We start from the raw sequence: 26,717 nt of genomic DNA on the forward strand, positions 1-26,717 counted from the left end.
TCACAGTGCCAGATACTGGCGAATCAGTTGTTCGTCCGCGAGTTGCGCCGGGCTCAGCGTCTCGACGATACGGCCCTTGTCCATCACGCAGCAGCGCGTCGCGATGCGTTCGACCATTCCCATGTCCTGCTCGACCAGCACGACGCCGATCCCTGTTTCATGCGCGATTTGCTGAAGCGTTTCGCCGATCAGATCGACAATGGACGGCTGGATGCCCTCGGACGGCTCATCGAGCAATACCACCTTTGGCGAACTGATCAGCGCACGCGCGATCGCAAGCTGCTGCTGTTCGCCGCCGCTCATGGTTCCCGCTTTCTGCTGATACCGCTTCTTCAGAATCGGAAAGTAGCCGACGACCGTGTCCTTCATTCGCGCCGCCTGCGCGCGATTGGCCTGCGCGCCGACCTGCAGGTTCTCCGCAACGGTCAACGCGCCGAAGATCTCGCGGCCTTGCGGCACGTAGCCCATGCCCCGCTGCGCGCGGACATAGGGCTTCTCGTGGCCGATGGCTTCGCCATCCAGTGCGATCGTTCCCCCATCGAGACCGATCAGACCGATCAACGCGCGCATCAGCGTCGTCTTGCCGACACCGTTGCGGCCGATCAGCGCCAGCACTTCGCCCCGTCCGACGCCGAACGACACGCCGTTCAACACGCGGCCGCCGCCGTATCCCGCTTCTACACCCGACACCTGGAGCAACGCACTCATTTCTTCTTCCCCAGATAGACTTCGGCGACATCGTCGCGGGCGAGAATCTCGTCGAGCGGACCATCGGCGAGCAGGCTTCCTCCGTGGAGCACCGTCACGCGCGACGCGATCTGCTTGACGAAGGTCATGTCGTGTTCGACGACCATCATCGTGAGGCCGGCCGCCGAGAGACGCTTGATGAGCTCGCCGGTCGCATGCGTTTCCTCGACGGACATGCCCGCCACCGGTTCATCGAGAAAGAGCAGCTTCGGACGCAGCGACACCGCCATGGCGATTTCGAGCCATTGCTTCTTTCCGTGCGACAGATTGCGAGCGAGCACATGCTCCTCGTCTTCCAGCATGAAGCGCTGCAACAGCTCATCGAGGCTTTCGGGCCGGTCGTCCTTTGCGCGATGCAGCGACAACTGCAGATGCTGGCGCACGCTCAGATCCGGGAACACGCCGGGAATCTGGAACTTGATGCTCATGCCCATGCGAATGCGCTCGTGCGGCAGCACATGACTCATGTCCTGGCCGAGAAACATCACGCTGCCCTCGGACGGCCGGTGCTCGCCGGTGATGAGCTTGAAGAACGTGCTCTTGCCCGCGCCGTTGGGGCCGATCACGCAGCGGATCTCGCCTGCATCGATACTGAAGTCGATGCCGTTGATGACATGCGCGCCGCCGAAGTGCTTCTTAAGTCCGCGCGTTTCCAAGAGCTTGGTCATGACTTGCCCTCCCCCCGTTTGAGACATGCGCCGCCCAGACGCGCATCCTGATCCGCGCGGCGCCGAAGACGCCGCAAATGCCGTGTCACGAACGGCAGCAGACCTTCCGGCGCCGCCAGCACGACAATCAAAAGAATCGCGCCGAGCAGAATGAGCGCGTACTGGCTGCCGTACACCGCGAGGTTCTGTGAGAGCCACACCAGCAACGCGGTGCCGAGAACGGTTCCGCCGATGCTCTTCCTGCCCGACGTCGCCACCCAGATGACGGGCATGGCCGCGGAGGTGAGGCCCATGGTCGAAGGCGTGATGTACGAGCCCCAGATCGTGTACAGCGCGCCCGACAAGCCCCCAAGCGTGCACCCGAGCACGAAGACCAGAAGTTGATGCCGGCGGATGTCGACGCCCAGCATCTCGGCACGCTGCGGATTCTCGCGAATGGCGATGAGCGTGAGCCCGAACGTGCCGTCGAGCAGCTTGCGCATCCCGGCATAGACCACGATCAACAGGATCAGCACGAGGTAGTAGAAGCTCGCGTTTTCCAGCGTCAGCGGACCGCCTGGCCACGGGATCGTGAGCGGCGGCATGCCGCCCATGCCGTTGTAGCCGTTCAGACGCGCTTCGCCGATCGCCCATTGCGGACCTGCCGTCTGCGACATGAACGTTTCGAGCACGAGCGTCACCGACAAGGTGACGATACCGATGAACACGCCCTTGATACGGCCATAAAAGATCATGTAGCCGATCAGCGCCGCCACGACGACGCTCACCGCCAGTCCCGCGGCGAGTCCCAGCCACGAATCGAACCACGCATCGCCGTAGTTCAGCGTGAAGATGCCGTAGCTGTAGCCCGCCAATCCGAAGAAGGCCGTCTGCCCGAAGGACAGGATGCCGCCATAGCCCCACATCGCGGCGAGGCCGACCGCGCCAAAGGCCCACAACAGGCAGTATGCGAGATTGCCGCTCGTGGTGGCGTCCACGACGAGCGGCAGCGCGAGCCCCACCAGCCACGGCACGTACTGGACCGCGCGCGCGGCGCGGGCCGGGGACAGCCGCGAAGGCTCTTTCGTTTGCTTCACGGTTGCCTCCTAGCGCGCGCGGGAAAAGAGATTGCCGAGACCTTGCGGCATCAGCCGGATCACCACGATGACCGTCACCAGCAAGCCGATCTGTCCGAACAACTGACCATACGAGGCCGTGAGCGCGGTCTGGATCACGGCGAGCACGGCGGCAGCGGGCGTCGTCCCGGCAATCACGTTCGCGCCGCCGACCACCACCGACACGAAGGCCTGCACGATGAAGTTGCTGCCCATTGTCGGCACCGCGGTCATGGTCGGCGCATACAGCGCGCCGGTCAGCCCGGCGAGCCCCGCGCCGAGCGCGAAAGTCAGCGTGTAGAGCCGGTCCGTGCGCAGCCCGAGACATTGCGCGATGTTGGCGTTCTGAATCGTGGCGCGGGCGCAGACGCCGTAGTTCGTCTTGAAGAACAGCACATACAGCCCGAACAGGATGGCGAGCGCAATGCCCGGCAACAGCGCGCGATACGTCGAAAACGAATAGTCGCCGAGCGAGAACGACCCGAACGGCGTGCCGATGCCTTCTATCGAAGGACCGGCGACGAGCAGCATGGTCTGTTGCACGATGAGGCTGATGGCCCACGTCGCGACAACGGAATCGAACAAGCGGTCGTACAGATGACGAATGACGAGCCGTTCGATTACGACGCCCGCGAGCGCCGCCGCGAGCGCGCCGAGCAGCATGGCGAGAGGAAGCGGCAACCCGCGCTTGGCCGCGATGATCGTCACGTACGCGCCGCACATGATGAACTCTCCGTGCGCGAGATTGATCACGCCCATCATGCCGAAGATCACCGCGAGACCGAGCGCCGCGAGCACCAGATAGGCGAAGCTGTCGCCGAACTGATAGATAAGCGAGTAGAGAACCGAAAAGGTGGCCATGCATGCTCCACGTTCAGAAGGCAAACGCGCGTTCGCTATGTTCCGCGAGCGCGCGCCGGCCCGGATCAGGACTTCTTGGGCAGGTTAGACGGCGTGTACTGGCGATGATCCGGCTTGTTGGGCAGATCGCAGCCCACCTTGCCGAGCCAGTACGGCTGGACGTCGTTCCACACCTTCGGGATGTCGACCGAGTGATCGTCCTTCACATGCACGAGGTAAATGGTATGACTCGCGTGATGGCTCTTCGGGTCGATACAGACCTTGCCTTGCGCGCCTTCCGTGCAGATTCCGGTTTCGAGCGCCTTGCGCACCGCATCCTGATTCGTCGTCTTGGCCTTTTCGACGGCCGCCTTATACAGATAGATGGCGTCGTACGCGTTCGCCGCTTCCTGATTGATGTACGGCTCGTTCGGGAACTTCGCGTGGAAGCGCTTCTTGAAGTCGTTGCTGGCGGGCGAATCGACTTCTTCCACGTAGTTCGCGGTCACGTACATGTCCTTGAGCGCGGGCGGTTTGAAGCGCTTGTGTTCATACGCCTGACCGACGTTCACCGAACTCGCCATCGGCAGATTCAGATGGGCCGAAGCCTGCTGCTCGTAGTACGAAGCCTGATTCGCGCCGACCAGCAAGGTCACGACGAAGTCGGGCTTGGCCTTCTGAATGTTCTGGATCGTCTGGCCGAACTGCGATACGGACAGCGGAATAAACTCTTCGCCGACCATCGTGCCGCCGTTCTCCTTGACGATGTTGCGCACCCATTCGGCGGAAATCTGCCCGAAGTTGTAGTCGGCTGCGATGGTGTACACCTTCTTGCCGTACTTCTGCATCATCCACGGAATCAGTGTGGAGAATTGCTGTTCGGGGACCGCGCCCGTGACGAACGTGTTGGTATCGCACACGCCGCCTTCGTACTGATTGTCGTACCAGTAGAGCTGATGCGCGCGATCCATGATGGGTCGTATGGCCTCGCGCGATGCGCTGGAGAAGGCGCCGAAAATCACATCCGGCTTGTCGGTCTGCACGAGACGCCGTGCGAGTTCCTGGAACTTGGTGTTGTCTGACTGAGTGTCGTAGGCGATCAATGAAACCGGACGTCCGAGGATGCCGCCCTTGGCGTTGATTTCATCGACAGCGAGCTGCGTGGCGTGAATCTTCGGAATCGTCGCCAGTGCGAAGTTTCCCGAGGCATCTTCCAGCAGGCCGATCTTCACGGGATCGGCGGCACTCGATGCGAGCGATGTCAGTGCAAGTCCTGCGGTAAGGGCGAGACGCAACCAGCCCGACGGCTTCAGCAACATGCGGATTCTCCAGAAGTGGGCGCAGATACAAGGGAAAAATGCGAACAAAAAAAAGCCCCCTGACGAACCGTCGGTTCGTCAGGGGGCTTCTGTGCCGGGTCCTCGGGCGGACATCTTTGTCAGGCCGCGAGGGATGGGGCAAGTCTAATGCGTAGAATTTTTGCTTGTCAACGGCGGTCAAAAATAGGAGGACCACGAAACGCGTTGCGATCTCTCATTCGATGACAGGAGCCCGCGTCGTCGCCTGTCGATTGCGACTGGTCGGAATAGATCACGATCCGCACGGTCGTGCATGAATCATGCGCCGCGCGAATTGACGCGTTTGCGGATCTCCGAATCGAGAATGAGCCGCCCGCGCAACTTACCCTTCATACGCTTCACATAGCGCGGTGCTTCTGTCATGTGAATCACCATCAGCTCGCGCACCTTGTCCGCATCGCGGGCGCGCGCAGCCTGAGTTATCGCCTTGTGGATCTTCACATTCGCGCGGCCGAACTTCTCGTGTTCTGCTTGCGGCGTATCGTTTCTGAACTCGATGAGTTGCCGGATCATCTCGTTGATGAGTTCGCACGCGAAGCGCAAGAACGGATTCGGATTCGCGGCAGCAAGAATATCGTGAAAGTTCACGTCTTCCTGTCGTTGTCTCACGATGTCGCGACCCATATGCGCCGATGCCGGTTCATCGCAACACGCGATGCTGGCTTCCAGCGCATCGAAGTCCTCGTCGGTCAGATGCGGTACGGCGCCCGCCGCCAGTTCAGGTTCGAGCAGTTGACGCACCGTGTAGATATCGTCGATGGTCACGTCCTTGAAGAACAGATAGTTCTGCAAGAGTTGCAAGGTGCGATCCAGCGGCACTTCGACGATGGTGCCGCCGCCCGATGGTCCGGTCGTCACCTTGATGAGACCTTGCACCTCCAGCGATTTGAGCGCCTCGCGGATCGTGCTCTTGCTCACGGAAAAGAGTTGCTGCAATTCCACCTCACGCGGCAGCTTGTCGCCGGGCTTCAGGTCCTTCTCCGTGATCAGCCGCTTGATCTCCTCAGCGACAAGATCAGCGCGCTTCGGCTGCTTGATCGTCTGCTGCGCGATCTCGATTGCCGCGCCGGTGCGTTTGGCACGCTCCATCACCATGTCGATGCTCCCTTTCTTTCTGACGACTCATACGCGGGCGCACGGTGGCTCCGCAAACCGGAATTTTGCCGTATTGACACGCGAATTTATTGTTCCTAGCATCGGGTTCATTCTATTTATCATGATAAATGGGATGAACGAGCCGAGGCTTTCAACGTATCACGACAAAACGCGGGGCGGCTGCGCGGGTCATCTTCTCAGGGAGCGTCAATCTTGAATCGCCGAAACATGTTGAAGCTGGCCGCGCTGTCGGCCATTCCGGGATCGTTGGAAGCGCTCGTCGCAAGAAGCGCATTTGCGCAAGGCTCGCCCATTCAGTTCGCTTGCCCCGTGCCGATGTCCGGCCCGTTCGCGGCCAACGGCAAGTACGCCGATCTCGGCATGAAGCTCGCCATCGATCAATACGGGAAGGTGCTCGGTCAGCCGCTTGCCTATGCGACGCTCGACACCGAGGGAAAACCCGCAACGGCCGTGCGGCGCGTGCAGGAAATCGCGCAGCAAAAGAACGCGCGCTACTTCGCGGGCGGCATTCTTTCTTCCGAAGCGCTCGCAATGGGCAAGGAAGCCGAGAAAGCCGATGGCATCTTCATCACGACCGCGGGCGCGGACGAACTCACCGGCAAGGACTGCAACAGCGCGACGTTCCGCTGGTCGGTGCCGACTTTCGGCGCGATCGAACAGACGGTTCGCCCGCTGATCCAAACCATGCCCAAGGCGAAGCGCTGGTACACCATCACGCCGCAATACGTATTCGGCGACGGCCTGTTGTCGGCCGCAAAGGCGATCTTCAAGGAGAAGGGCATCGAGCATGTAGGCAACAGTTATCACTCGCTCAACGAGAAAGAATTCAGTGGTTATCTGACGAATGCGGTCGCGGCCAAACCGGATGTGCTGCTCATTCTGAACTTCGGTTCGCAATCGTCGGATACGTTGCGGCAGGCCGTGAGCTTCGGCATGAAGAACAATTGCACGATCCTCATGGCGTGGGCATCCGGTCTAGAACAGTTCGAAGCACTCGGCCCCGATATCTGCGAAGGCGTCTATTTCGGCGCGCAGTACTGGCATGCGATCGACACGCCGCTCAATCACGAACTGGTCAAGCGCGTGAATGCAACCTACAAGTCCAATCCCAACTACAGCCTCGCGGGCTCGTACATCTGCACGAAGATTCTGCTCGACGGCATCGTCAAGGCCGGCACGGCCGATCCGAAGAAAGTCGTCGCCGCGCTGGAAGGCATGAAGTACGCGGGCCTGACCGGTCCCGAAGAGATTCGCGCGGGCGACCATCAAGTGCTCAAGAACTACTACCTGCTGAAGGGCAAGGCCAAGAGCAAGATGAAGGACAAGGACGACTACGCGGACATCGTGAGTTCCGGCCAGTCTTTCCTGCCGCTCGACAAGACGCAATGCAAGCTCGCCTGAGGTCGTGAATCGCGTTGTGCTCATGCGAGTGCAGGCATCGCCCGCATTCGCGCCGTCACTCTTCTGACGCAAGACCATGAACGTTTATTTGTTGCAGGTCGTGAACGGCATCGGCGTAGGCATGCTGTACTTTCTGCTCGCGGTCGGCTTGTCGATCGTGTTCGGGCTGCTGCGCTTCGTGAACTTCGCGCACGGCGCGTTCTATCTGCTGGGCGCGTATTTCTGTTATCAGGCGATGCAGTGGTCGATGAACTTCTGGACCGCGCTCGTCGTCGTGCCGGTGGTCGTCGGAGCGCTCGCGTGGATCGTCGAAAAAGTGGTGCTGCGGCATGTGTATGCGCAGCAGCACGAGTTTCATATTCTCGCGACGGTCGGGCTCGCACTCGTGATACAGGAATGCGCGATCCTCATGTGGGGGCCGCTCGGCGATAACGTCGCCGTGCCCGATATGCTCAATGGCGTCGTGATGTGGGGCAGCTTCATTTACCCGAAGTATCGTCTCTTCGTGATCGCCTTCACGGCCGTGCTCGCGGGTATCCTCTGGTGGGTGCTCGAAGGCACGCGGCTCGGTAGCGCAGTGCGCGCGGGAAGCGAGTCGAGCGAGATGGTGTCCCTCCTCGGCCTCAATGTGACACGCATCTTCAGTCTCGTGTTCGCGCTCGGCGCGGGCACGGCGGCGCTCGCAGGCGTGCTCGCGGCGCCGATACGCGGGGTCGATCCGTTCATGGGCATCGAGGCGCTCGGCGTCGCGTTCGTCGTCGTTGTCGTCGGCGGCATGGGAAACTTTCTCGGCGCGCTCGTCGGTGGCTTGCTGGTCGGCATCGTGCAAAGCGTGATGAGCACGCTATGGCCCGAAGGCGCGCGTCTCATGATCTATGTCGCGATGGCGGCCGTGTTGTTGCTGCGTCCGAATGGCCTGCTCGGGAGGACCGCATGAATTCCAAGCTGAATTCGAATACGCTCGACGTGAGCGTACCGCGGCGATCCTTCAGGGACTCGCTGCATCGGTATCGGTTCTTGTTGCTCGCGGCGATCGTCGTTTGCATTCTGCCGATGACGATGCGCTCGGGATCGCTCGCAACCGAAGTGCTGGTCTATGCGCTCGCCGCGCTCGGCTGCAATCTTTTGCTCGGACATACGGGCTTGCTGTCCTTCGGGCAGGGCATTTTCTTCGGGCTGGGAAGTTATAGCGCGGGCCTGATCCTTTCGAAGGCGGGACTTCAGGTTCCGGCCGCGTTGTTCGGTGCGATCGTCACGGGCGCGCTTGCCGCCGCCGTCGTCGGATGGTTCTCGATACGTCAGCGCGGCGCGTACTTCGTGATGCTCACGCTCGCATTCGGGCAGATGTTCTACTTTCTCGCTTATACGACACCTGAACTCACCGGTGGCGATAACGGCCTGCTCGACATCCCGCGTCCTGCGTTATCGCTCCTCGGGCAGCCGCTCGTCTCCATAGCGTCGCCGTGGAAGTACTACGCGTTCGTCGCCGTCCTGTTCCTCATCGCGTTCTGGCTGATGCTGCGCGTATCGCATTCGATTTTCGGCCGCACGCTGCTCGCGATCCGCGACAACGAAGCGCGCGCCGCGGCAGTCGGCTATGACATCAGGCGCTTCAAGCTCGCAGCGTTCGTCGTGTCGGGCGCCGTCACGGGACTGGCCGGCGCGCTTCACGCGATGATGACGGGCATCGCGCCGCTCTCCAACATCGACTACCACACGAGCGAGATGATTCTCGTGATGACGGTGATCGGCGGCACGAGCAATCTCTTCTCATCCGTGCTCGGCGCTGCGTTTTATGTGCTTTTCGCCGACTGGCTTTCGACGCTCTGGCCGCGCTGGCTGCTGCTGCTCGGGCTCGTCCTGATCGCGGTGAGCCTCTTCATGCAGCGCGGCTTGTGGGGCCTGGGTGAACGCATATTTCGCGCGATGAAGCGGGATCGAGGAGAGCCGGCATGAGTGCGTCGATACTCGAAGCGAAGGGCGTCGCGAAACGCTATGGCAAGTTCGCGGCGCTCACCGATGTGAATCTGCGCATCGCCAGGAACACGGTGCATTCGGTGATCGGGCCGAACGGCGCAGGCAAGACGACGCTCTTTCATGTGCTGACCGGCACGCTGCCGATCACGGCGGGCAATATCGTATTCGATGGCCATGACGTGACGCATGAGCCCGATCATCGCCGGGTGAAACGCGGCATCGCTCGTTCGTTTCAGGTGACGAGCCTGTTCGCGAATCTTTCGGTGCGCGAGAACTTGCGCCTCGCCGCGCAAGGCGTGGACGCCAAACGCGCGCTCAATGCATGGACGCCGCCGCGTGGCGCGCTCGAACACCGCGATACCGTCGATGGCATTCTCGAACGCCTGGCATTGCAACGCTTCGCAGCGACGCAGGCCAGCGCGCTGTCGCACGGTCAGCAGCGTCGGCTCGAAGTCGGCATGGCGCTCGCGGCACGGCCCAAGGCGATCTTTCTCGACGAGCCGACGTCGGGCATGGGCATCGACGATCTCGGCGACATGAAGCAGTTGATCCGCAGCCTGCGCGACGACTACACGGTCGTACTGATCGAACACAACATGGATATCGTGATGGATATCTCCGACACGATCACGGTGATGCAACAGGGCCGCGTCCTCGTCGAAGGCAAGCCCGCCGACATACGCGGCGACGATCGCGTGCGCAGCGCCTATCTCGGCAACATGATCACCGGAGGCCGCGCATGATGCTCGATGTCGATAACATTCACGGGTATTACGGCAAGAGCCATATTCTTCAGGGCGTCTCGCTTGCTATCCGCGAAGGGGAGACCGTCACGCTGCTCGGACGCAATGGCGCGGGCAAGTCGACGACGCTCAAGAGCATTGCGGGCGTCGTGACTCCGCAAGGCAGCGTGAGATTCAAGGGCGCCGATCTCGCGAAACTGCCGCCTCACAAGATCGCGGCGCGCGGCGTGTGCTTCGTGCCGGAACATCGCGGCATCTTCAAGCTGTTGTCGGTCGAAGAGAATCTGCGGCTCGGCGCGCGCAAGGATTCGCCATGGCAACTCGCTGACATCTATCGTATCTTTCCGCGCCTGAGAGAGCGCCGCACGAACGGCGGCGGACAGCTTTCCGGCGGCGAGCAGCAGATGCTCGCGATCGGCCGCGCGCTGATGAATCATCCCCGTTTGCTGATGCTCGACGAACCGGTGGAAGGCCTCGCGCCTGTGATCGTCGAAGAGATCGTCGCGCAACTCAAGTTGATCCGCCAGGCGGGCGTGGCGATCCTGCTCGTCGAACAGAACCTCGAAGTGTGCACGCAACTGGCGGACCGGCATTACATCATCGAGCAGGGACGCATCGTGTACGAAGGGACGAACGATGCGTTCATCGCCGATGAATCGGTCAAGGATCGTTACCTCGGTGTCGGCGTCGTCTGAACGTCGCGCTCGGAACACACTCGCAACACTCAAGCGAAGGAACCTCGAATGCAAGCTCACGATATGCCGGCACGCGCCGCTTTGCGCGTCGACGGTGCGCGTCTCTGGGACAGTCTGATGGTGCTCGCCCGCATCGGCGCGACGCAAAAGGGCGGCGTGTGCCGGCTCGCCTTGACCGAGCTCGACAAGCAGGGCCGCGATCTTTTCGTTGCGTGGGCGAAGGAAATCGGCTGTACGGTGCGCGTCGATGCAATCGGCAATATCTTCGCGCGCCGTGCGGGCACACGCGACGATCTCCCGCCTGTCGTGACGGGCAGCCATATCGATACGCAGCCGACCGGCGGAAAGTTCGACGGCAACTATGGCGTGCTGGCCGGACTGGAAGTGCTGCGTACGCTCAACGACAACAACGTGCGCACGGCCGCGCCGATCGAAGTCGCGGTATGGACCAACGAGGAAGGCTCGCGCTTCGTCCCTGTGATGATGGGTTCGGGCGTCTTTGCGGGCGCGTTCACGCTCGACCATGCACTCGAACAGGTCGACCGCGCAGGCGTGTCCGTGCGCGATGCCCTCGCTGCCATCGGCTATGTGGGCGAGCGCGTCGCGGCGCACGACGTGGGCGCGTATTTCGAAGCGCATATCGAGCAGGGTCCGGTGCTCGAAGCGAACGACAAGGTGATCGGCGTCGTGCAGGGAGCGCTCGGTCAACGCTGGTACGACGTGACGATCGACGGCATGGAAGCGCATGCTGGCCCGACGCCGATGGAGCTACGCCGTGATGCCCTGCTCGTCGCGGCCGACGTGATTCGCGCGGTCAATCGCATTGCGCTGGACCATGCACCGCATGCGCGCGGCACCGTCGGCTGGGTGGACGTGCATCCGAACTCGCGCAACGTCATTCCGGGCCGCGTGAAGCTGACCGTCGATCTGCGCGCCGCCGACGACGCGACGCTTCTCGCAATGGACCGCGCACTGCGTGACGCATGCTCACAGGCGAGCCTGCCGGTGACGATAGACGAGGTTGTCTACTTCGCGCCGCAACCGTTCGATGCATCGCTGGTGGCATCGGTGCGCGAGAGCGCCGATGCCCTCGGTCTGACGTCGATGGACATCGTGAGCGGCGCGGGCCATGACGCCGTGTATCTCGCGCGCGTGGCCCCTGCCGCCATGATCTTCGTGCCATGCAAGGACGGCATCAGTCATAACGAAATCGAGGATGCGCGCGCCGATCATCTCGAAGCCGGGTGCAACGTGCTGCTGCAAGTAATGTTGCGCGCGGCGAACGCGTCTGTCGAAGGAGCATGCGCATGAAGATTCTCATCGCACGGATGAATCACGAGACCAACACGTTTTCGCCGGTCGCGACGCCGCTCGAGGCCTTCGGTCGCGACGGTCCCTGCTATGGCGAGGATGCCTATAAAGAGAACGCGGGCATGCGGACAGCGATGTCGGCATTCATCGATGCGGCACAACGTGAACATGCCCAGATCGTCACGCCGATATCGGCATCAGCGAATCCCAGCGGGCGCGTGGCAGCCGAGGCGTATGACGCGATATGTCAGTCGATCATCGAGGCGGCTCCGGGTTGCGATGCGGTCATGCTCGATCTGCATGGCGCGATGGTTGCCGAAAATTCGCCGGACGGTGAAGGCGATCTCCTGGAACGCGTGCGCCGCGCGTTACCGCATGCACCGATTGCGGTATCGCTCGATCTGCACGCGAACGTCACGCAGAAGATGATCGACAACGCGGATGTGATCGTGAGCTTCAAGACCTATCCGCACGTCGATATGTATGAAAGCGGCGAGCATGCAGCGCGCTCGTTGCTCGATCTCGTGCATGGCAGGGCGAAGCCGGTTATTGCATGGGCGCAGCCGCCGTTGCTCACGCATACGCTCAAGAGCGCGACCGCCGATGGCGCGATGAAGCGCGCCGTCGATGCCGCGCGCGCGGCCGAACGTGAAGACGGCGTGCTGTCCGTGTCGGTGTTATCGGGCTTCTCGCTCGCGGATATCGCTGCGCCATGCATCAGCGTCGTGGTGGTCGCGAACGGCGAGCGAGCGAAGGCGCAAGAGGTGGCGAATCGTATCGCCAGGCAGATATGGGACGCGCGCGAGGACTTCGTCTATCGCAGCGCGCCGCTTGCAGAGTCCGTGTCGGAGGGCGCGGCGCTTGCGCGCGAAGCGCACGGGCCTGTGCTTCTGCTCGATCACGGCGATAACTGCATGTCGGGCGGTACCTGCGATACGACCGATGTGTTCGAAGAAGCGTTGCGCCAGGGACTAGAAGGCATCGTCGTCGGACCGTTGTGTGATCCGGAAAGCGTTGCGCACCTTTTCGAAGCGGGCGTTGGCGCGACGGTCACCGTTCGCATCGGCAACAAGCTCGCGAGTGTCGCGTCGCGTGGCAAGCCGCCGCTCGAAGTGACCGGCATCGTGCGTGCGTTGAGCAACGGCGAGTACATCATCAGCGGCCCGACCTACACGGGACAGCGTGCATACATGGGGCGCGCGGCCGTCATCGAAACGCGGGCGGCACGCATCCTCGTCACCGAGCGCACGCATGAGCCGTGGGATCTGGGCGTGTTCGAAAGCGTCGGTATCGATCCACGCGGCGCCCGCTTCCTGATTCTGAAATCGCGGATGTATTGCAGGCCGGTATTCGTCCCCATTGCGGGCGGACTCGTCGAATGCGATAGCCGCGGCGTGACGAGTTCGGACTACGGGTTGTTCGCGTTCAGTAACCTGAAGCGGCCTGTCTATCCGATCGATACGAACGCGCACTATTGATCGAAGGCCGCCGGGCATCGAGCACTGCACCGTGCTGCCCGCCTCTACCCGCGAAAACGCCTAGTCAGAGGCGCTTTGCCCCGACTCGCCCGCTGTCGAAGGACCGGCTAGATCGAAACAGGCGAGCATCGCGCCCGGGCCGGGATAGACGACGCTGCAGCCCGCTTCGCGCAGACTCGACTCGGTGAACCCGCCCGACAGGAAGCCGATGCAACGCATGCCCGCCGCGCGCGCCGCCTGCGCATCGTATGGACTGTCGCCAATCGCAACCGCCTCCGAACCCTCGACGCCAAGCTTCTTTAGCACGGCTTCGAAAATATCGGGCGCGGGCTTCGAGGCCTCGGCGTCGTCGGATGATGTAGATGCATCGAGAAGGTCGGTGATGCCTGCGAGATCGAGATATACGTCGAGTTCCCGCTTCTTGGCAGATGACGCCACGGCTACCTTCAGCCCCGCTTTACGGACCCGCGCGATCAGGTCAGGTACGCATGAGAACGGCCGAACCATCGGCAGATAGTGCGGCCGAAAGTGGTCGCCGCGCCATTTCTCGAGCGCTTCGCCATGATCCTGCTGCTCGGCGTCCGTGAGAAACACCGGAATGAGCTTGTCGCCTCCCTTGCCGATCTGACTGCGGGCCTGCTCGAACGTCACCTGATGGCCGAAGTGTGCGAAAGCCTCCTGCCAGGCGCGCGCATGGAGATCGACGGAGTCGACCAGTGTGCCATCGATATCGAAAATCGCAGCTTTGAGCATGAAACGTTGTCTCCGACGTAAGTACGTTGAGTTTCGAGGCGTCGCCAGCGCCTCGCATCCGGTACCGCATGCCGACGCCCCGATCTTGCTCGCATCCATGCGGATGCTGTCATTGCCAACATCATGTGTCTTTCTGCCGCCTGCGAAGCCGAAAGCCTATTCGACGCCCCGCAATAACCCTGCACGCGCTTTCCACTTGAAGCAGTGATGGGCTCGTACATGGTCCAGTGACAACCGCATGCCGCCGTCGCGTGCGTCCTCGCCCACTGCTTTCAAGCGCTCGTCAAAGTAATAGACATACACGCTCGCGCATGAACTAGCTCAATGCCAAATCAGACGCCGAACGGAAACGTCTCCGGCGTTTCGGCACTCGCGGACTTGTCCGCCGACGCATCGGAAGACGATATGGCGCTCACCGCGCGTGTCGTGTCGAACCAGACGTAGGCATCGAATTGCCTGGACAGCTCGGCCTCAGCGTAATGACTGTATAGCTCGGTGTCCGGCCGATAGATCACGCCGATGAAACGCTCGAGGCGCGCTTCGCTCAGCGCATCGCGTAGCGCATCGTCAGCGCCGGCGCGCAGATCGACGAGACACGGGCTTACGCCCGCCGCATGGAACTGATACTCGTAGCTGTCTTCGCGCGAGGGCCGCACCTGCATGATCTGCATCGGCTCGTCCCAGTCGGAGGCCGCGGCGACCGTTCCGGTGTGCGTGCCGAAGCCGATCAGCGCCGCTTGCTCGCCGAAGCGTTCGCGGCACAGTTGCCCGACGTTGAGCTCGCCGCGCGTGCGGCCCATTTCCGTCGCCGATGCGTCGCCCAAATGCGAGTTGTGCGCCCACACGACGGCACGCGATTGCGCTCCGCGCGCATCCAGCAGGCTTTGCAGCGTGTCGAACATGTGCGTGTCCCGCAGGTTCCAGCTTTCGGCCGATCCGCTGTACATCGCGCGATAGTACTGCTCCGCCGCGGCGACCAGACGTGCATTGTGCGTCGCGTCGAGCAGCGCCGGATCGCTCGCGCCCGACGCGAAGCGCTTGTCGAGCAAGTCGCGCAACTGCGCAACGACTGCCTCCTCGCACTTGCCGAAGCCGGCCTGCCACGCAGCGCGGCCGTAGACGGAAGGATCTCTCTGCCACGGCGTGAGGCATCCATAGCGCACTCGGGCGACGCGCGCCGCCTCGGGATCATGCACGTCGAGGTACGCAAGCACGGCGGCAATGGATTCGGAGAGACTGTAGAGGTCCAGGCCATAGAACGCTGCGCGATTGTGTTCCTCGAGCGGGGCATTGTGCTGGCGTAGCCACGCGACGAAGGCGGCGAACTCCGCGTTGCGCCACATCCACGTCGGAAAGCGGCGGAACGGCTGCGCGTCGGGACGGGCGCGGGGACGTCCGCGCACATGTTCGTCGATCAGCGCTGCATCCGGCCAGTCGGCTTCGACCGCGACGAAATCGAATCCATGCCGCTCGATCAACCGCCGCGTGATTGCGGCGCGCGCTTCGTAGAACTCGGCCGTGCCGTGGCTCGCCTCGCCGAGCAGCACCACGCGCTTGTCCGCGAAGCGATCGAAGGCTTGCGCGAAATCGGGATCATCCAGCGCGGGCAGCCGCATCGCCGATGCGCGGATGAGCTCGGGCAACTCGCGCCGCCCCGGTTGCCCGTGCGCCGCGTTGGTGTTCCCGGTCTGCGCGAACGCATCCATAGTCGTTTCCAGGAAAGGGCGGACGACCGTCGGGGCAGCAAGCGCCACGCCCGGCGTCGGGTGTTGCTGCCGTGCTCAAGCACTTTGGTGGCACGCTCGCCGAGCGATGTTCTCGGATTGACGCCGTGAGCATGACGAGTTCGTACTGACTGGAAAAACGCATCGCTGTCTGACGAGGCGATGAACATAGGCAGACACAGTGCGAAGGTCGTCATGCTGGAACGGCGTGCTCAACCAGCGATTGATCGGCAAGGGGAAAGGAATATCAGCGAGTCTGAAGTGCTCGCAGGCGAAGAACGAGGCTCTCAGCAGATCTCCGTCGCAAACCAGATCCGGGCGCTCGCCCGCCTGACCCGACTCGTGCTTCTTCTTTACCCGCGCCCGATTCGGCTTTCGATTACCGTGAACGCAAAAAAGCCCGGGACGATCGGTGCCGGGCAAGCCATCGGCTTTGCCGGTGGCGGAGGTGTCGGAAAGGCGAACCGGCCGTCTGTCGCGTCCGACAGCGGCCGATCTTATTAGCGCGTCAGTCGCGCGTTTTTGCTGTCGCGGCCGGGATTAGTGGCCGAAATAGACAGGCGCGACGCTGTTGCCGGTGTGTGCCGGGCTGCCCGAAGCCGACGAGCCGTCAGCGACACCGCCGTAGCTGGTCTGCCCGTTCTCAGCCGCAACCTTTGCTTCGGCGGCCTGGATTTGCGCCGGATACGTCGCGCGATCCATGGCGGGGTTATAGCCAGCACGTTCGAGTTGAACCAGTTCGGCCTTCACTTGTGCGCGCGTCACCGGTTGGCTTTGAGCGAACGACGAAGCGGCCGGAATAGCCAGCGCAGCGGCGATGATGATAGTAGCGATTTTCATGATGCTTACCTCCAGTCTTGTTTTCGCAAGCAGCCCTGCTTGCGATTCAGTGACTTCAGCATAGGTAAGCGAATGCTTAAGATTAACGAGCGTTTCGACAAGTCATTCTTGCAAAATCAGGGATAACCCTAGGGACGAGTCCACTGACGTTCGGGCATCGATTGCGCGCAGGTCGATGAAAGCGCAGCGTCTCTACCGCGACGAGTAGCGCTTCGCGCGTCGTCTCTTCTTCGCGGTCTCGGGACTATTTGACAAGCGAGCGATGTCTCAGACCGCACCGCCCTAACCCACATCGACAAACACACTCCCTACCCTTGCCGCTTGCTCCGCCCATACAGCAACAGCATCGCCGCGATCACCACGCCGTAGATGATCTGGCGCCCCGCCTCCGGCATCTGCGCGACGGAGAGAATCGACTGTAGAAGCGTGATGAGAATCGCGCCGGCCACGGTGCCGAGGTACGATCCCCGGCCGCCCAGAATCGACGTGCCACCGAGCACGACCGCCGCGATGGCCGGCAACAGGTAGGCATCGCCCATCGACTGCGCGGCCTTCGATGCATACCCCGCCAGCAGCACGCCGCCGAAGGCCGCGAACCCGCTGCACACGGCGAACGCGGCCACCGTGACCAGTCGCGTGTTGATGCCCGAAAGATAAGCCGCGCGTTCCGTGTTGCCGATGGCGTACAGCGTCCGGCCGAAGGTCGTGCGCGACAGCAGGAACATCGTGGCGGCGCCGATCACGACCCACAGCGCCACCGCGTTCGGCACGCCCGGCACGAGCCATCCGGCCGCAAGCCATCGCATCACGTCCGGCGCGGAATCCTGCGGCGACGATCCCCCCGTGTAGACGATCATGATGCCCTGCGCGACGGCATTGGTCGCGAGCGTCGCGATCATCGACGGAATGCGTAGCAGCGCCACGAGCACGCCGTTGACGATGCCGATGAGCACGCCGCAACCGATGCCCGCGGGAATCGCGAGCACGCGTCCGAGTTCGCCGTGTCCCGCGACGGCGCACGCCATCATCGCGCCGACGGTGATCGTCCACGGAAGCGACAAGTCGATATGGCCGAGCAGAATCACCATCATGAGCCCGGTCGCAATGATGCCGAGAAACGCGCCGACCTTCAGTTGCAGCAGGATGTACTCCGGCGACGTGAAATTGCGCGAGAACATGCCGCCGACAAGAAGCAGCGCGACGATGCACCCGAACGCGATCAGGATCGGCTTGTCGATTCTGCGCGCGAGCCTCGACACGAACGTCGTCCGGCCGTTTGCGGGAACGTCGCTCATTGGAACCACTCCAGGCGGTTGCGGACTCTGAACAGCCCGCACGCGCCGATCGAAACGGCGAGCAACAGGATGATGCCCTGAAAGAGCGGCTGCCACAGTGCATCGACGTTGAACACGAACAGCAAGTCACCGATCGAGCGGAACGCGAATGCGCCGAAGATCGCGCCGATCGCGCTGCCCCGGCCGCCCAACAGCGACACGCCGCCGATCACCACGGCCGCAATCGAAAATAAGGTGTACGAATTAGCGCTGCCGAGGCTCGCTTCGCCGGTGTCCGTGAAGAACGTCAGAAAGAGGCCTCCGATCGCAGCGAGCAGTCCGGCGAGCGTGTAGCTGACCAGCTTCGCGCGGCGGATTGGCATGCCCGACAGAAAGGCCGCTGGCTCGGAGGAGCCGGTCGCGTAAGCCGCGCGTCCGACCGCCGAGCGCTTGAAAGGCACCCAGACGATCACCACGGCCGCGAGCAGGATCAGCAGGCTCGCCGGCACCACGCCCGCGACTTTGCCGGTGAGTACGTCGGCGAGATCCTCGTTGATCGATCCGCCGGGCACCGGGCGCAGCAGCAGCGCCAATCCGTAGTAGACGGCGCCCGTGGCAATGGTCGTGACGATCGGCTGCAGGCGGCCGAAGATGATGATGACGCCGTTGAGCGCGCCGCACAGCGCGCCCGCCGCGAGCACGCCAGCAATGCCGAGCGCGCTGTGCGACGCGTCGCCCGTCACCATCCACGATGCCAGGCAGTTCGTGAGCACGAGCATCATGCCGATCGAGAGGTCGATGCCCGCGGTCAGCACGACGAGCGTCTGGCCCATCGACACCAGCGCGAGCAACACCGCCTTGTTCGCGGCCGTCTGAATGACGTTAGCGGACAGGCTCGACGGATAGTTGATGAGGTAGATCGCGAACATCAGCACGAACAGGCCGAAGGCGAACGCCGACCCGCGATTCTCCGCATACCAGTAACGCAAGCCGCTCATGGCGCGACTCCTTCTGAAGCCGAAGTTTGACCGACCGGCAAGTCCAGCGCGCTCGCAATGAGGCTCTGCTCGGTGATGGCAGCACCGGCGAGTTCCTTCTTGATCCTGCCTTCGTAGAGCACGAGCACGCGGTCGCAGCAGCCGATCAGCTCGTCGTAGTCGGTCGAGTAGAACACGATCGCGGCGCCTTCGTCGGCGAGGCGCCGGAGCAACTGATAGATCTCCTGTTTCGTGCCGACGTCGATGCCGCGCGTCGGATCGCAGAGAAGCAGGATCCTCGGCTGCCGGATCAGCCACTTCGCGATGACCACCTTCTGCTGGTTGCCGCCCGATAGGGAGTCCACGGCGGCATCGAGGGTGAACGACTTGATCGCGAGCAGGCTCATCATCCGGTCGACAAAGGACTGCTGGCGGCCGCGATCGATCACGCCCGCCGTGGACATGCGATCGAGCGCGGCAAACGACAGGTTCTCGCGCAAGGACATCGGCAGCATGAGCCCTTCGGTCTTGCGATCCTCGGGAATCAGCGCCATGCCGATCCGGTCGGCGCGGGCCGCGCGAGGGCTCGCAACCGAGACCGCACGGCCATCGATCTCGATCTCGCCCGCGCAACCGCGCAGCACGCCGAACAACGCGAGCAACAGTTCACGCTGGCCTTGTCCGTCGAGGCCGCCCAGCCCGAGAATTTCGCCGCGCCTCAACGAGAAGCTGACGCCTCGGAGCGTGTCGTTCCACGCGAGGTCGCGGCAGGCGAGCACCGGTTTCGAGGCGCTGCTTTGCGTAGCTTCGTCGGCTTCGCGTTCGGGTTTGTCGGGGAAGACGTGCTGATACTTCCGCCCGATCATCATCTCGACGACCTCGTTGTCCGAGCGCGTGCCCGCCTCGAAGCTCATCACATGACGGCCGTTACGGTAGACGGTGCATTCGTCCGCGAGTGCTTTCACCTCGTGCATCCGGTGCGAGATGAAAAGCAGCGCGAGCCCTTCCTCGCGCAGACGCTTGAGCACTTCGATCACGCGCGCCACGTCGGCTGCGGTCAGCGCCGACGTCGCCTCGTCGAGAATCAGGATGCGCGGCTCGTGCGCGAGCCCCTTCGCGAGTTCGACCATTTGCTGGCGCGACAGCGGCAGGTCGCGGACTTTCGCGAGCGGATTGATGTCGTGCGCGCCCGCGCGAGCGAGCGCGGCCTCGGCCTGCCGGCGCTGCGCCCGGCGATCGATCATGCCGAAACGACGCGGCGGGTTCGACGCGAAGATGTTGTCCGCCACGCTGAGATCGGGGATCAGCGAGAGCTCCTGATACACGCAGACGATGCCCGCCGCGTTGGCCGCGGCCGGCGACGCGAACGACACTTCGCGGCCATCGAGATGCATCGTGCCCTTATCCGGCTGCACGACGCCGGACATCACCTTCAGCAGCGTGGACTTGCCCGCGCCATTCTCGCCGAGGACCGCGTGGATGCGTCCCCTGCGCACCGCGAGCTCCGCGTTATCCAGCGCGACGGCGCCGCCGTAGCTCTTCGAAATTCCGGACATCTGAAAGAACGGCCGCTCCTCATCCCGCCGCATGCTTCGTCTCCCCTCTTCTCGTCGGCCATGATCGCGTTACTGATTACCCTGAGTCTGCTTCATGATTTCCTGCGCCGAGAAGTTGATGCCGCACGTCGGAAACGAGTTGCCGACGAAGAAGTTGTCGGACTCGTTCGGGAAGTAGTTGACGCCCGCCTTCAGCTTCGAATCGTCCGTGATGTCGAGCGGCAGCTTGATCGCGACGGGTATCGTCTGGCCGTCGAGCGCGGCGAGCGCTGTCTTGATCGCGACGGCCACCTGCGCCGGACCGCTTCCCGCCGACGTGCATTTGAGGCCCTGACTGCCGTATTGCGCGCAGAACTTGCGAAAGCCGTTCTCCGTCTCGCCACCGAACGGCACGAACGGATGCTTCGCGTCGAGCATCGCGCGCACGACCCCGGTGTCGCCGCCCTGCGCCGAGATGCCATCGAAATGGCCTTGTACCGCGATGGCGTCGGCGGCGGCCTTCTGCGCGACGCCGTCGTCCCATTTGCCATAGACCTGGACGATGTTCCACTTCTTGCCTGTCTGGTCCAGCGTCTTCTGGAAGCCGTTGTGCCGGTCCGTGTCGACCGACGTGCCTGCCACGCCGCGAACCTCGAGCACCTTGCCGCCGTTCGGCACGTGATCCGCGAGCCACTTGGCCCATAGCACGCCGAGCCCGTACTGATCGACGTCGACGTTGATCGCGTCTTCGCTGTCGAGCGTGTTGTCGAATGCGATCAGCACGACGCCGGCCTTCTTCGCGCGGCGAATCGCCGGGCCGAACGAGGACGGGTTCTGCGCATCCACGATGATCGCGTCATAACCGGCATCGATGAAGTTGTTGACGGCCGAGATCTGCGCCGGCACGTCCTCGCCTGTCGAGACGACCTTGAACTCCTTCAGCTTCGCGGCGACTGCCGGTTGCGCGGTATAGGCCTTGGCCGTCTTGATCATCTGAATGCGCCACGTGTTCGCGATATAGCCATTCACGAGCGCGATGCGGTACGGCGCGTTCTTCTTCGGATACTTGATGAACTTGGTGTCGCTCTTCCACGGGACCATGCACGTGGGGTCGCTGGCAGGGCCCGAAACGATCGACGCCTGCGCGAAGGCCGCGCTTGCGCCTAGCGCGAGCGCCGCCGTGACTGCCACTCGAAGCACCTGGATTCCTGCAAGCATGGCGTCTCCTCTTTTGTTGGATTGAATTCACCGGATGCTCGCGCACATCGCGTCGCGGATGCGCGGCACGATGTGCGAGAAACACGACTCCTGCGGACTTGCGATACCGCCACTGAATCGGACTAGCAGAAGAATCTGTTCAAAGGTGCCCGTGCAAGACGCCAGAAGGGCACGCGCGTACGCGTTCGCGTTTGACAGTACTGGCATACAAACTCACGCGCGATAGTGGTTTACGCGCGGGCGTTAGCCTTGCCGAAAACCTAGTCCATTTACACTGGATATGAGCTCGACGATGCTGCGTTGCACAGCAATTGGCGTATTGGATTCGAGTTGCTTTCGAGGATGTGTGCTCAAGTGCTCAACAACGGTTAGGCGCTGAACGAGCGACGGCCTGTCTCGTATCTTTGTGTTCGATCAAGCGCGAGACATGGCGCACCGCTGTAGCATCGATCCGAGAAGACGTTGCATTGTCCGCGCACCGCTACCTTCCCTATACTTTCAGTTGGTTTCAGTCGACGCGTGTCAACATTGGCCCAGTGCTTGCTTATTTCGGCGCCACACTATCCGGCGATTCGACCGGCACTTGCACCAAGGAGGAGACGATGCAAGACGAGATCCGCGAGATCGCGGGCGTCCCCGATGAAAGGGAGAACGGCTGGCTCATCCCGGCGATCCGCAACGCGCATCAGCGATCGGAGACGTTCGGCCTCCACGCTTCGACGCGCCCCGACTACGACGTCCTCCCCCACGCCGACCTGCTGCTCAAGCTCGAGCAAAATCGCGTGCTATGCGCGCACGCGACTCCGGTCATGGAGAGCCTGCGCGAGCAGATCGTCAATACGCAAAGCATGATCGTCCTCACGGACGCGCAAGGCCTTATCCTCCATTCCACCGGAGACGACGACTTCCTCGCGCGGGCCGAGAAAGTCGCGCTCAGGCCCGGAGCGAACTGGGCGGAAGAGCGGCAAGGCACGAATGCGATCGGCACCGCGATCGCCGAGCGCTCGGCCACCGTCGTGCACGGCGACCAGCACTATCTTGCGGCCAACCGTTTCCTCACATGTTCGAGCGTGCCGATCCTCGATCCCTATGGCGATCTGATCGGCGTGCTCGACGTAACGGGCGATCATCGCAGCTACCATCGTCACACGATGGCGCTCGCGCGCATGTCGGTGCAGATGATCGAAAACCACCTGTTTTCCAGTACTTTTCAGGGCACGATGCAGCTCTCCTTTCATGGCCGGCCCGAATTCCTCGGCACGCTCATGGAAGGCATGATGGCGTTCACCTTCGATGGCCGCTTCCTGTCGGCCAACCGCAGCGCACAATTCCAGTTCGGCCTGCCGCTGTCGGCGTTGCGCGCGCATACGCTTTCCTCGCTTTTCGGCCTGACAAGCGCGCAATTGATCGATCGTTCGCAATCGAGCCGCGCGCCGCATATTTCGCTGAATCTCAACAACGGCACCGTCGTGTGCGCGCGCGTGCGCCTCGACCGCGCGCCCTTCGCCGACGCGACGACTCCCGCCGCGCGGCCTGCCCCGCGCGCGCTCGTTTCTCATGAGCCGTCATCCAAGCTCGCATCGCTCGAGACGGGCGATGCCAAAATCTCGGCCGTGATCGGCAAGGTCCGTAAGGTCATCGGCAAGGGCATTCCCATTCTCATCACCGGGGAAACGGGCACGGGAAAAGAAGTGCTCGCGCAAGCCATTCACAGCGATTCGCCGCGTCGCGGAGGGCCGTTCGTCGCGGTGAACTGCGCATCGATCCCGGAAAACCTGATCGAATCCGAACTGTTCGGGTACGAGGAAGGGGCATTCACGGGCGCGCGGCGCAAAGGCGCGGCCGGTAAGGTGCTTCAGGCGAACGGCGGGACGCTTTTCCTCGATGAAATCGGCGACATGCCTTATCACTTGCAGGTGCGGCTGCTGCGCGTGCTGCAGGAGCGCGTGATCGATCCGCTCGGCTCGAGCAAGTCGATACCGGTGGACGTGGCGATCATCTGCGCCACGCACCGCAATCTGCGCGAGATGATCGCTCAGAACACCTTTCGCGAAGATCTGTACTACCGGCTCAACGGGCTTGTCGTCAAATTGCCGCCCTTGCGCGAACGCACGGACCTCTCCGTGGTCATCACGAACATGATGCGGACGCTGAGCGCCGAGGAAGGATGCAACAGTCGTCTGTCCATCGATGACGACGTCATGGCGCTGTTCGAGCGCTACGCCTGGCCGGGAAACTTCAGGCAATTGTGCAACGTGCTACGCACCGCCGCCGCGATGGTCGACGACGATGGCTGCATTCGCCCCGAGCATCTTCCCGAAGATTTCTTCGATGACCTGAGCGCCCATACGCCGGCCATCAGCGAAGCAAGCACTGCACCGGCATTCGATTGCGAACGGCTTCAGGAGGTCACCGTGGCCGTCATCGCCGCGGCACTCGCGCGTCATCATGGCAATGTATCGGCTGCCGCGCGGGCGCTCGGGATTTCACGCAACACCATTTATCGCAAGATGCCCGGCTGTTCAATCATGGAGCGGTGAACTGTTCCATGGTGTTCCACTTTGGAACAACTCAGTCGCGGCGGGACAACGATTTCCGAAGGCATGGACTTTGCAAGATTGACGGCCGGTCGCGAAACGGTTCGTGACCTACGTCACGGAACATCCAAAGGAGACGCCATGCAATGGACTAAGCCTGCCTTCACCGATCTGCGCTTCGGCTTCGAAATCACGATGTATATCGCCACACGCTGAAGCCTCGATCATCACATGTCCGGATCACAGCGGCACCGATCCGGACATGTGCCGTTCTCCTTGTCTCCTCCACATGAACGCCTGACCGTGCGCGCGCGACGTTAGCACGTTCGACGTTCCGCAATCCTCGCTGCGTCGAATCAATATATCGCACTCCGAATGGTTCCCGGGCGCCTTTCGACGCACGGTTTATCGCTTGTTCGACTGATCCCGCCGCTGCCCCATCCGGCAACACTCACACGTTCCACTACTCCAGATTGCAACACCCGCTCATCTATGCGCTGCGGCTTCGACTCCGGTTGCATCGACCGCCGCATCCGCATGGGACAAGGCTTGCGCGCCATTTCTCGATCAATGGCACATGTGTTGCCTTGATGGTGGGGCAACCGTTGCGCATGTCGATCCACTAGAGACGCGCAATCAGAAAAGACGTTGCACTCAAATCCCCAGGAGACGACGATGATGAACCGACCGGTCCCGGCAATGCGCTTTGCGGCCCTTGCAGCAGGCGCCGCAGCGACATTCGCTTTTGCACAGCAGCAGGCCATCGCGGCGGACAGCCCGCCGGCGCAATACACCAGCGTGACCTATGAACGCCTGACCAGCGCGCAAGACGATCAGGGCTGGCTCACGTATTACCGCACCTACAACGGTCACGCTCACTCTCCGCTCAAGCAAATCGATACGAGCAACGTCAAGGACCTGAAGCAGGCATGGAGCTACAAGTTTCCCGCTGACTTGCAGCAAGGCTTCGAAGCGACGCCCATCGTCAATGGGCGCTTCCTGTTCGTGACGACGCCGAAGGACAACGTCTATGCATTCGATGCCGCGACGGGCAAGCAGCTTTGGAAGTACGAGCCGCATCTCGAAGCGACTTCGTTCAAGACCGCCTGTTGCGACGTAGTGAATCGCGGCGTCGCGCTCTACGGAAAGAACGTGTACGTCGCGATGCTGAGCGGCGAGGTCGCCGCACTGGATGCGCAGACCGGCGCGCTCGTATGGAAGAAGGCCATGTTCGATCCGGGCACGGGCTACGCATTCTCGCTCGCGCCGCTCGCTCTCGATGGCGCGCTGGTCGTCGGCAGTTCGGGTGGCGAGTATGGCGCGCGCGGTTTCATCGCCGCACTCGATCCCAACGATGGCAAGCTGCTATGGAAGCGCTTTACGGTGCCCGGCGCGAAGGAGCCGGGCGGCGACACGTGGCCCGACGGCATGCAGGAACATGGCGGCGCGCCCGCATGGCTCACCGGCACCTACGACGCGGCAAGCAAGACGCTCTACTGGGGCGTGGGCAACCCCGGGCCGTGGCTCGCCGACCTGCGTCCCGGCGATAACCTGTACTCGGATTCGCTGCTCGCGCTTGATCCCAAAACGGGCGATCTCAAGTGGCACTATCAGTACACGACGCACGACACGTGGGACTACGACGGCGTGAACACGCCGGTGCTCGCGAACGTCAAGTATCAGGGCAAGGACTACGACGCGATCATTCATGCAGACCGCAATGGCTTCTTCCATGCCATCGATCGCAGCAACGGCAAGCTGATCTACGCGCGGCCGTTCGTGAAGGCCACTTCGGTCACGGGCTACACCGCTGATGGCAAGCCGGTGCAGGATGCCGCGAGGTATCCGAAGACAGGCACGACCATCGAGACGTGCCCGAGCTTCCTTGGCGGCAAGAATTGGTGGTCCGTGTCGTACGATCCCGAGACGCATCTTGCCATCGTGCCCGCGCTGCATGCGTGCATGTCCTTGTCCGGCAAGTCGGTGAACTACATGGAAGGCCTGCCCTATCTCGGAGAGGGATTCGAGATCAAGCCCGAGCCCGGCAGCAAGGGCTATGGCGAATTGCAGGCGATCGATGTCGATACCGGCAAGAAGGTATGGAGCTACTGGACCAAACTGCCATGGAACGGCGGCGTGGCGACCACGGCGGGCGGCCTCGCATTCAGCGGCTCGCTCGACGGCCACTTGCTCGCGTTCGATGAAAAGACGGGCAAGGTCCTGTGGAAGAGCCCCAAGCTCGCGAGCGGCATCATCGCGCAGCCTTCGGTCTATGAGATCGACGGCAAGGAATATGTCGCGATTCTCGCGGGCTACGGCGGCGCCAATCCCATCTGGGGCGGTCCGATGGCCAAGGCCGCCGACAAGGTGCCGCGCGGCGGCACGCTCTATGTGTTCGCACTCAATCGTACTTAAAGCGCACTTGAAGCGC

General features: G+C 62.5%; 24 protein-coding genes. 11 read left to right on the top strand and 13 right to left on the bottom strand.

The genetic code is table 11. The features are described from left to right. The 6 genes from LDZ24_RS21965 to LDZ24_RS21990 all read right to left on the bottom strand — a co-directional run bounded on the left by LDZ24_RS21965 (position 1) and on the right by LDZ24_RS21990 (position 5,802). Positions 1 to 708: an ABC transporter ATP-binding protein gene (locus LDZ24_RS21965; protein ID WP_248324190.1), complete on the bottom strand. Its 708-nt coding sequence runs from the start codon at positions 706 to 708 to the stop codon at positions 1 to 3. Then, complete coding sequence (locus tag LDZ24_RS21970; RefSeq protein ID WP_248324191.1) at positions 705 to 1,415, bottom strand: ABC transporter ATP-binding protein; 711 nt, start codon at positions 1,413 to 1,415, stop codon at positions 705 to 707. Before LDZ24_RS21970 ends, LDZ24_RS21965 begins: the two co-directional genes overlap by 4 nt. Next, on the bottom strand, positions 1,412 to 2,491 hold the full coding sequence (locus LDZ24_RS21975) for an ABC transporter permease (protein ID WP_248324192.1): 1,080 nt from the start codon (positions 2,489 to 2,491) through the stop codon (positions 1,412 to 1,414). Before LDZ24_RS21975 ends, LDZ24_RS21970 begins: the two co-directional genes overlap by 4 nt. A 9-nt stretch (positions 2,492 to 2,500) precedes the next feature. Beyond that, a complete protein-coding gene (locus tag LDZ24_RS21980) occupies positions 2,501 to 3,370 on the bottom strand; it encodes a branched-chain amino acid ABC transporter permease (RefSeq protein WP_175943200.1) in 870 nt (289 codons plus the stop codon). Between the two features lie 65 nt (positions 3,371 to 3,435). Continuing rightward, positions 3,436 to 4,668 (bottom strand): urea ABC transporter substrate-binding protein, encoded by a 1,233-nt coding sequence (locus tag LDZ24_RS21985; RefSeq protein ID WP_206470334.1) that lies wholly within the window; start codon positions 4,666 to 4,668, stop codon positions 3,436 to 3,438. A 297-nt stretch (positions 4,669 to 4,965) separates the two neighbouring features. Further along, a complete protein-coding gene (locus LDZ24_RS21990) occupies positions 4,966 to 5,802 on the bottom strand; it encodes a FadR/GntR family transcriptional regulator (protein WP_248324193.1) in 837 nt (278 codons plus the stop codon). 213 nt (positions 5,803 to 6,015) lie between these two features. Here LDZ24_RS21990 and LDZ24_RS21995 point away from each other — a divergent pair, with 213 nt between their 5' ends. The 7 genes from LDZ24_RS21995 to LDZ24_RS22025 all read left to right on the top strand — a co-directional run bounded on the left by LDZ24_RS21995 (position 6,016) and on the right by LDZ24_RS22025 (position 13,428). Then, positions 6,016 to 7,224 carry an ABC transporter substrate-binding protein gene (locus LDZ24_RS21995; protein WP_248324194.1) on the top strand — a complete coding sequence of 403 codons (1,209 nt, stop codon included), beginning with the start codon at positions 6,016 to 6,018 and terminating at the stop codon, positions 7,222 to 7,224. A gap of 76 nt (positions 7,225 to 7,300) precedes the next feature. Continuing rightward, positions 7,301 to 8,161: a branched-chain amino acid ABC transporter permease gene (locus tag LDZ24_RS22000; protein ID WP_248324195.1), complete on the top strand. Its 861-nt coding sequence runs from the start codon at positions 7,301 to 7,303 to the stop codon at positions 8,159 to 8,161. Continuing rightward, positions 8,158 to 9,180, top strand: coding sequence for a branched-chain amino acid ABC transporter permease (locus tag LDZ24_RS22005; RefSeq protein ID WP_248324196.1), 1,023 nt, complete (start codon positions 8,158 to 8,160; stop codon positions 9,178 to 9,180). The genes LDZ24_RS22000 and LDZ24_RS22005 overlap by 4 nt, the downstream gene beginning before the upstream one ends. Further along, entirely contained in the window at positions 9,177 to 9,944 is a 768-nt protein-coding gene (locus tag LDZ24_RS22010) for an ABC transporter ATP-binding protein (RefSeq protein ID WP_175943212.1), read from the top strand. The genes LDZ24_RS22005 and LDZ24_RS22010 overlap by 4 nt, the downstream gene beginning before the upstream one ends. Next, complete coding sequence (locus LDZ24_RS22015; protein ID WP_248324197.1) at positions 9,941 to 10,639, top strand: ABC transporter ATP-binding protein; 699 nt, start codon at positions 9,941 to 9,943, stop codon at positions 10,637 to 10,639. The genes LDZ24_RS22010 and LDZ24_RS22015 overlap by 4 nt, the downstream gene beginning before the upstream one ends. A 48-nt stretch (positions 10,640 to 10,687) precedes the next feature. Continuing rightward, positions 10,688 to 11,950 carry a Zn-dependent hydrolase gene (locus LDZ24_RS22020; RefSeq protein ID WP_248324198.1) on the top strand — a complete coding sequence of 421 codons (1,263 nt, stop codon included), beginning with the start codon at positions 10,688 to 10,690 and terminating at the stop codon, positions 11,948 to 11,950. After that, a complete protein-coding gene (locus LDZ24_RS22025) occupies positions 11,947 to 13,428 on the top strand; it encodes a M81 family metallopeptidase (protein WP_248324199.1) in 1,482 nt (493 codons plus the stop codon). The genes LDZ24_RS22020 and LDZ24_RS22025 overlap by 4 nt, the downstream gene beginning before the upstream one ends. 60 nt (positions 13,429 to 13,488) lie before the next feature. Here LDZ24_RS22025 and LDZ24_RS22030 read toward each other — a convergent pair whose 3' ends face one another. After that, complete coding sequence (locus LDZ24_RS22030) at positions 13,489 to 14,280, bottom strand: HAD family hydrolase (protein ID WP_248324200.1); 792 nt, start codon at positions 14,278 to 14,280, stop codon at positions 13,489 to 13,491. 233 nt (positions 14,281 to 14,513) lie between these two features. After that, positions 14,514 to 15,887 carry an erythromycin esterase family protein gene (locus LDZ24_RS22035; RefSeq protein WP_371747492.1) on the bottom strand — a complete coding sequence of 458 codons (1,374 nt, stop codon included), beginning with the start codon at positions 15,885 to 15,887 and terminating at the stop codon, positions 14,514 to 14,516. 180 nt (positions 15,888 to 16,067) lie between these two features. Between LDZ24_RS22035 and LDZ24_RS22040 the strand changes: the two genes are divergently transcribed. Beyond that, complete coding sequence (locus LDZ24_RS22040) at positions 16,068 to 16,409, top strand: hypothetical protein (RefSeq protein WP_248324201.1); 342 nt, start codon at positions 16,068 to 16,070, stop codon at positions 16,407 to 16,409. A gap of 36 nt (positions 16,410 to 16,445) precedes the next feature. On the opposite strand, the gene LDZ24_RS22045 is transcribed toward LDZ24_RS22040, so the two are convergent. The 5 genes from LDZ24_RS22045 to LDZ24_RS22065 all read right to left on the bottom strand — a co-directional run bounded on the left by LDZ24_RS22045 (position 16,446) and on the right by LDZ24_RS22065 (position 21,749). Next, on the bottom strand, positions 16,446 to 16,745 hold the full coding sequence (locus LDZ24_RS22045; RefSeq protein ID WP_248324202.1) for a DUF4148 domain-containing protein: 300 nt from the start codon (positions 16,743 to 16,745) through the stop codon (positions 16,446 to 16,448). A gap of 308 nt (positions 16,746 to 17,053) precedes the next feature. Further along, on the bottom strand, positions 17,054 to 18,040 hold the full coding sequence (locus tag LDZ24_RS22050; protein ID WP_248324203.1) for an ABC transporter permease: 987 nt from the start codon (positions 18,038 to 18,040) through the stop codon (positions 17,054 to 17,056). Further along, entirely contained in the window at positions 18,037 to 19,017 is a 981-nt protein-coding gene (locus LDZ24_RS22055; RefSeq protein WP_248324204.1) for an ABC transporter permease, read from the bottom strand. Before LDZ24_RS22055 ends, LDZ24_RS22050 begins: the two co-directional genes overlap by 4 nt. Beyond that, positions 19,014 to 20,585 carry a sugar ABC transporter ATP-binding protein gene (locus LDZ24_RS22060; RefSeq protein ID WP_248324205.1) on the bottom strand — a complete coding sequence of 524 codons (1,572 nt, stop codon included), beginning with the start codon at positions 20,583 to 20,585 and terminating at the stop codon, positions 19,014 to 19,016. Before LDZ24_RS22060 ends, LDZ24_RS22055 begins: the two co-directional genes overlap by 4 nt. A 36-nt stretch (positions 20,586 to 20,621) precedes the next feature. Next, complete coding sequence (locus tag LDZ24_RS22065; RefSeq protein ID WP_248324206.1) at positions 20,622 to 21,749, bottom strand: sugar ABC transporter substrate-binding protein; 1,128 nt, start codon at positions 21,747 to 21,749, stop codon at positions 20,622 to 20,624. Between the two features lie 602 nt (positions 21,750 to 22,351). On the opposite strand from LDZ24_RS22065, the gene LDZ24_RS22070 reads away from it, so the two are divergent. The 3 genes from LDZ24_RS22070 to LDZ24_RS22080 all read left to right on the top strand — a co-directional run bounded on the left by LDZ24_RS22070 (position 22,352) and on the right by LDZ24_RS22080 (position 26,701). Further along, a complete protein-coding gene (locus tag LDZ24_RS22070) occupies positions 22,352 to 24,289 on the top strand; it encodes a sigma-54-dependent Fis family transcriptional regulator (RefSeq protein WP_248324207.1) in 1,938 nt (645 codons plus the stop codon). A gap of 138 nt (positions 24,290 to 24,427) precedes the next feature. Beyond that, positions 24,428 to 24,502, top strand: a complete 75-nt coding sequence (gene pqqA / locus LDZ24_RS22075; RefSeq protein ID WP_157695699.1) for a pyrroloquinoline quinone precursor peptide PqqA — start codon at positions 24,428 to 24,430, stop codon at positions 24,500 to 24,502. Positions 24,503 to 24,961: 459 nt separating this feature from the next. Continuing rightward, positions 24,962 to 26,701: a methanol/ethanol family PQQ-dependent dehydrogenase gene (locus LDZ24_RS22080; RefSeq protein WP_248324208.1), complete on the top strand. Its 1,740-nt coding sequence runs from the start codon at positions 24,962 to 24,964 to the stop codon at positions 26,699 to 26,701. Positions 26,702 to 26,717: the final 16 nt, after the last annotated feature.

It is taken from the genome of Caballeronia sp. Sq4a (genome assembly GCF_023170545.1).
Classification (GTDB): Bacteria; Pseudomonadota; Gammaproteobacteria; order Burkholderiales; family Burkholderiaceae; genus Caballeronia.

What these genes read in the sequence shown, in the direction of transcription:
- LDZ24_RS21965 (WP_248324190.1), bottom strand. Translation starts at nt 708, where the DNA reads ATGAGTGCGTTGCTCCAGGTGTCGGGTGTAGAAGCGGGATACGGCGGC.
- LDZ24_RS21970 (WP_248324191.1), bottom strand. Translation starts at nt 1,415, where the DNA reads ATGACCAAGCTCTTGGAAACGCGCGGACTTAAGAAGCACTTCGGCGGC.
- LDZ24_RS21980 (WP_175943200.1), bottom strand. Translation starts at nt 3,370, where the DNA reads ATGGCCACCTTTTCGGTTCTCTACTCGCTTATCTATCAGTTCGGCGAC.
- LDZ24_RS21985 (WP_206470334.1), bottom strand. Translation starts at nt 4,668, where the DNA reads ATGTTGCTGAAGCCGTCGGGCTGGTTGCGTCTCGCCCTTACCGCAGGA.
- LDZ24_RS21990 (WP_248324193.1), bottom strand. Translation starts at nt 5,802, where the DNA reads ATGGTGATGGAGCGTGCCAAACGCACCGGCGCGGCAATCGAGATCGCG.
- LDZ24_RS22000 (WP_248324195.1), top strand. Translation starts at nt 7,301, where the DNA reads ATGAACGTTTATTTGTTGCAGGTCGTGAACGGCATCGGCGTAGGCATG.
- LDZ24_RS22005 (WP_248324196.1), top strand. Translation starts at nt 8,158, where the DNA reads ATGAATTCCAAGCTGAATTCGAATACGCTCGACGTGAGCGTACCGCGG.
- LDZ24_RS22010 (WP_175943212.1), top strand. Translation starts at nt 9,177, where the DNA reads ATGAGTGCGTCGATACTCGAAGCGAAGGGCGTCGCGAAACGCTATGGC.
- LDZ24_RS22015 (WP_248324197.1), top strand. Translation starts at nt 9,941, where the DNA reads ATGATGCTCGATGTCGATAACATTCACGGGTATTACGGCAAGAGCCAT.
- LDZ24_RS22020 (WP_248324198.1), top strand. Translation starts at nt 10,688, where the DNA reads ATGCAAGCTCACGATATGCCGGCACGCGCCGCTTTGCGCGTCGACGGT.
- LDZ24_RS22025 (WP_248324199.1), top strand. Translation starts at nt 11,947, where the DNA reads ATGAAGATTCTCATCGCACGGATGAATCACGAGACCAACACGTTTTCG.
- LDZ24_RS22030 (WP_248324200.1), bottom strand. Translation starts at nt 14,280, where the DNA reads ATGGATGCGAGCAAGATCGGGGCGTCGGCATGCGGTACCGGATGCGAG.
- LDZ24_RS22035 (WP_371747492.1), bottom strand. Translation starts at nt 15,887, where the DNA reads ATGGATGCGTTCGCGCAGACCGGGAACACCAACGCGGCGCACGGGCAA.
- LDZ24_RS22040 (WP_248324201.1), top strand. Translation starts at nt 16,068, where the DNA reads ATGAACATAGGCAGACACAGTGCGAAGGTCGTCATGCTGGAACGGCGT.
- LDZ24_RS22045 (WP_248324202.1), bottom strand. Translation starts at nt 16,745, where the DNA reads ATGAAAATCGCTACTATCATCATCGCCGCTGCGCTGGCTATTCCGGCC.
- LDZ24_RS22050 (WP_248324203.1), bottom strand. Translation starts at nt 18,040, where the DNA reads ATGAGCGACGTTCCCGCAAACGGCCGGACGACGTTCGTGTCGAGGCTC.
- LDZ24_RS22055 (WP_248324204.1), bottom strand. Translation starts at nt 19,017, where the DNA reads ATGAGCGGCTTGCGTTACTGGTATGCGGAGAATCGCGGGTCGGCGTTC.
- LDZ24_RS22060 (WP_248324205.1), bottom strand. Translation starts at nt 20,585, where the DNA reads ATGCGGCGGGATGAGGAGCGGCCGTTCTTTCAGATGTCCGGAATTTCG.
- LDZ24_RS22065 (WP_248324206.1), bottom strand. Translation starts at nt 21,749, where the DNA reads ATGCTTGCAGGAATCCAGGTGCTTCGAGTGGCAGTCACGGCGGCGCTC.
- LDZ24_RS22070 (WP_248324207.1), top strand. Translation starts at nt 22,352, where the DNA reads ATGCAAGACGAGATCCGCGAGATCGCGGGCGTCCCCGATGAAAGGGAG.
- LDZ24_RS22080 (WP_248324208.1), top strand. Translation starts at nt 24,962, where the DNA reads ATGATGAACCGACCGGTCCCGGCAATGCGCTTTGCGGCCCTTGCAGCA.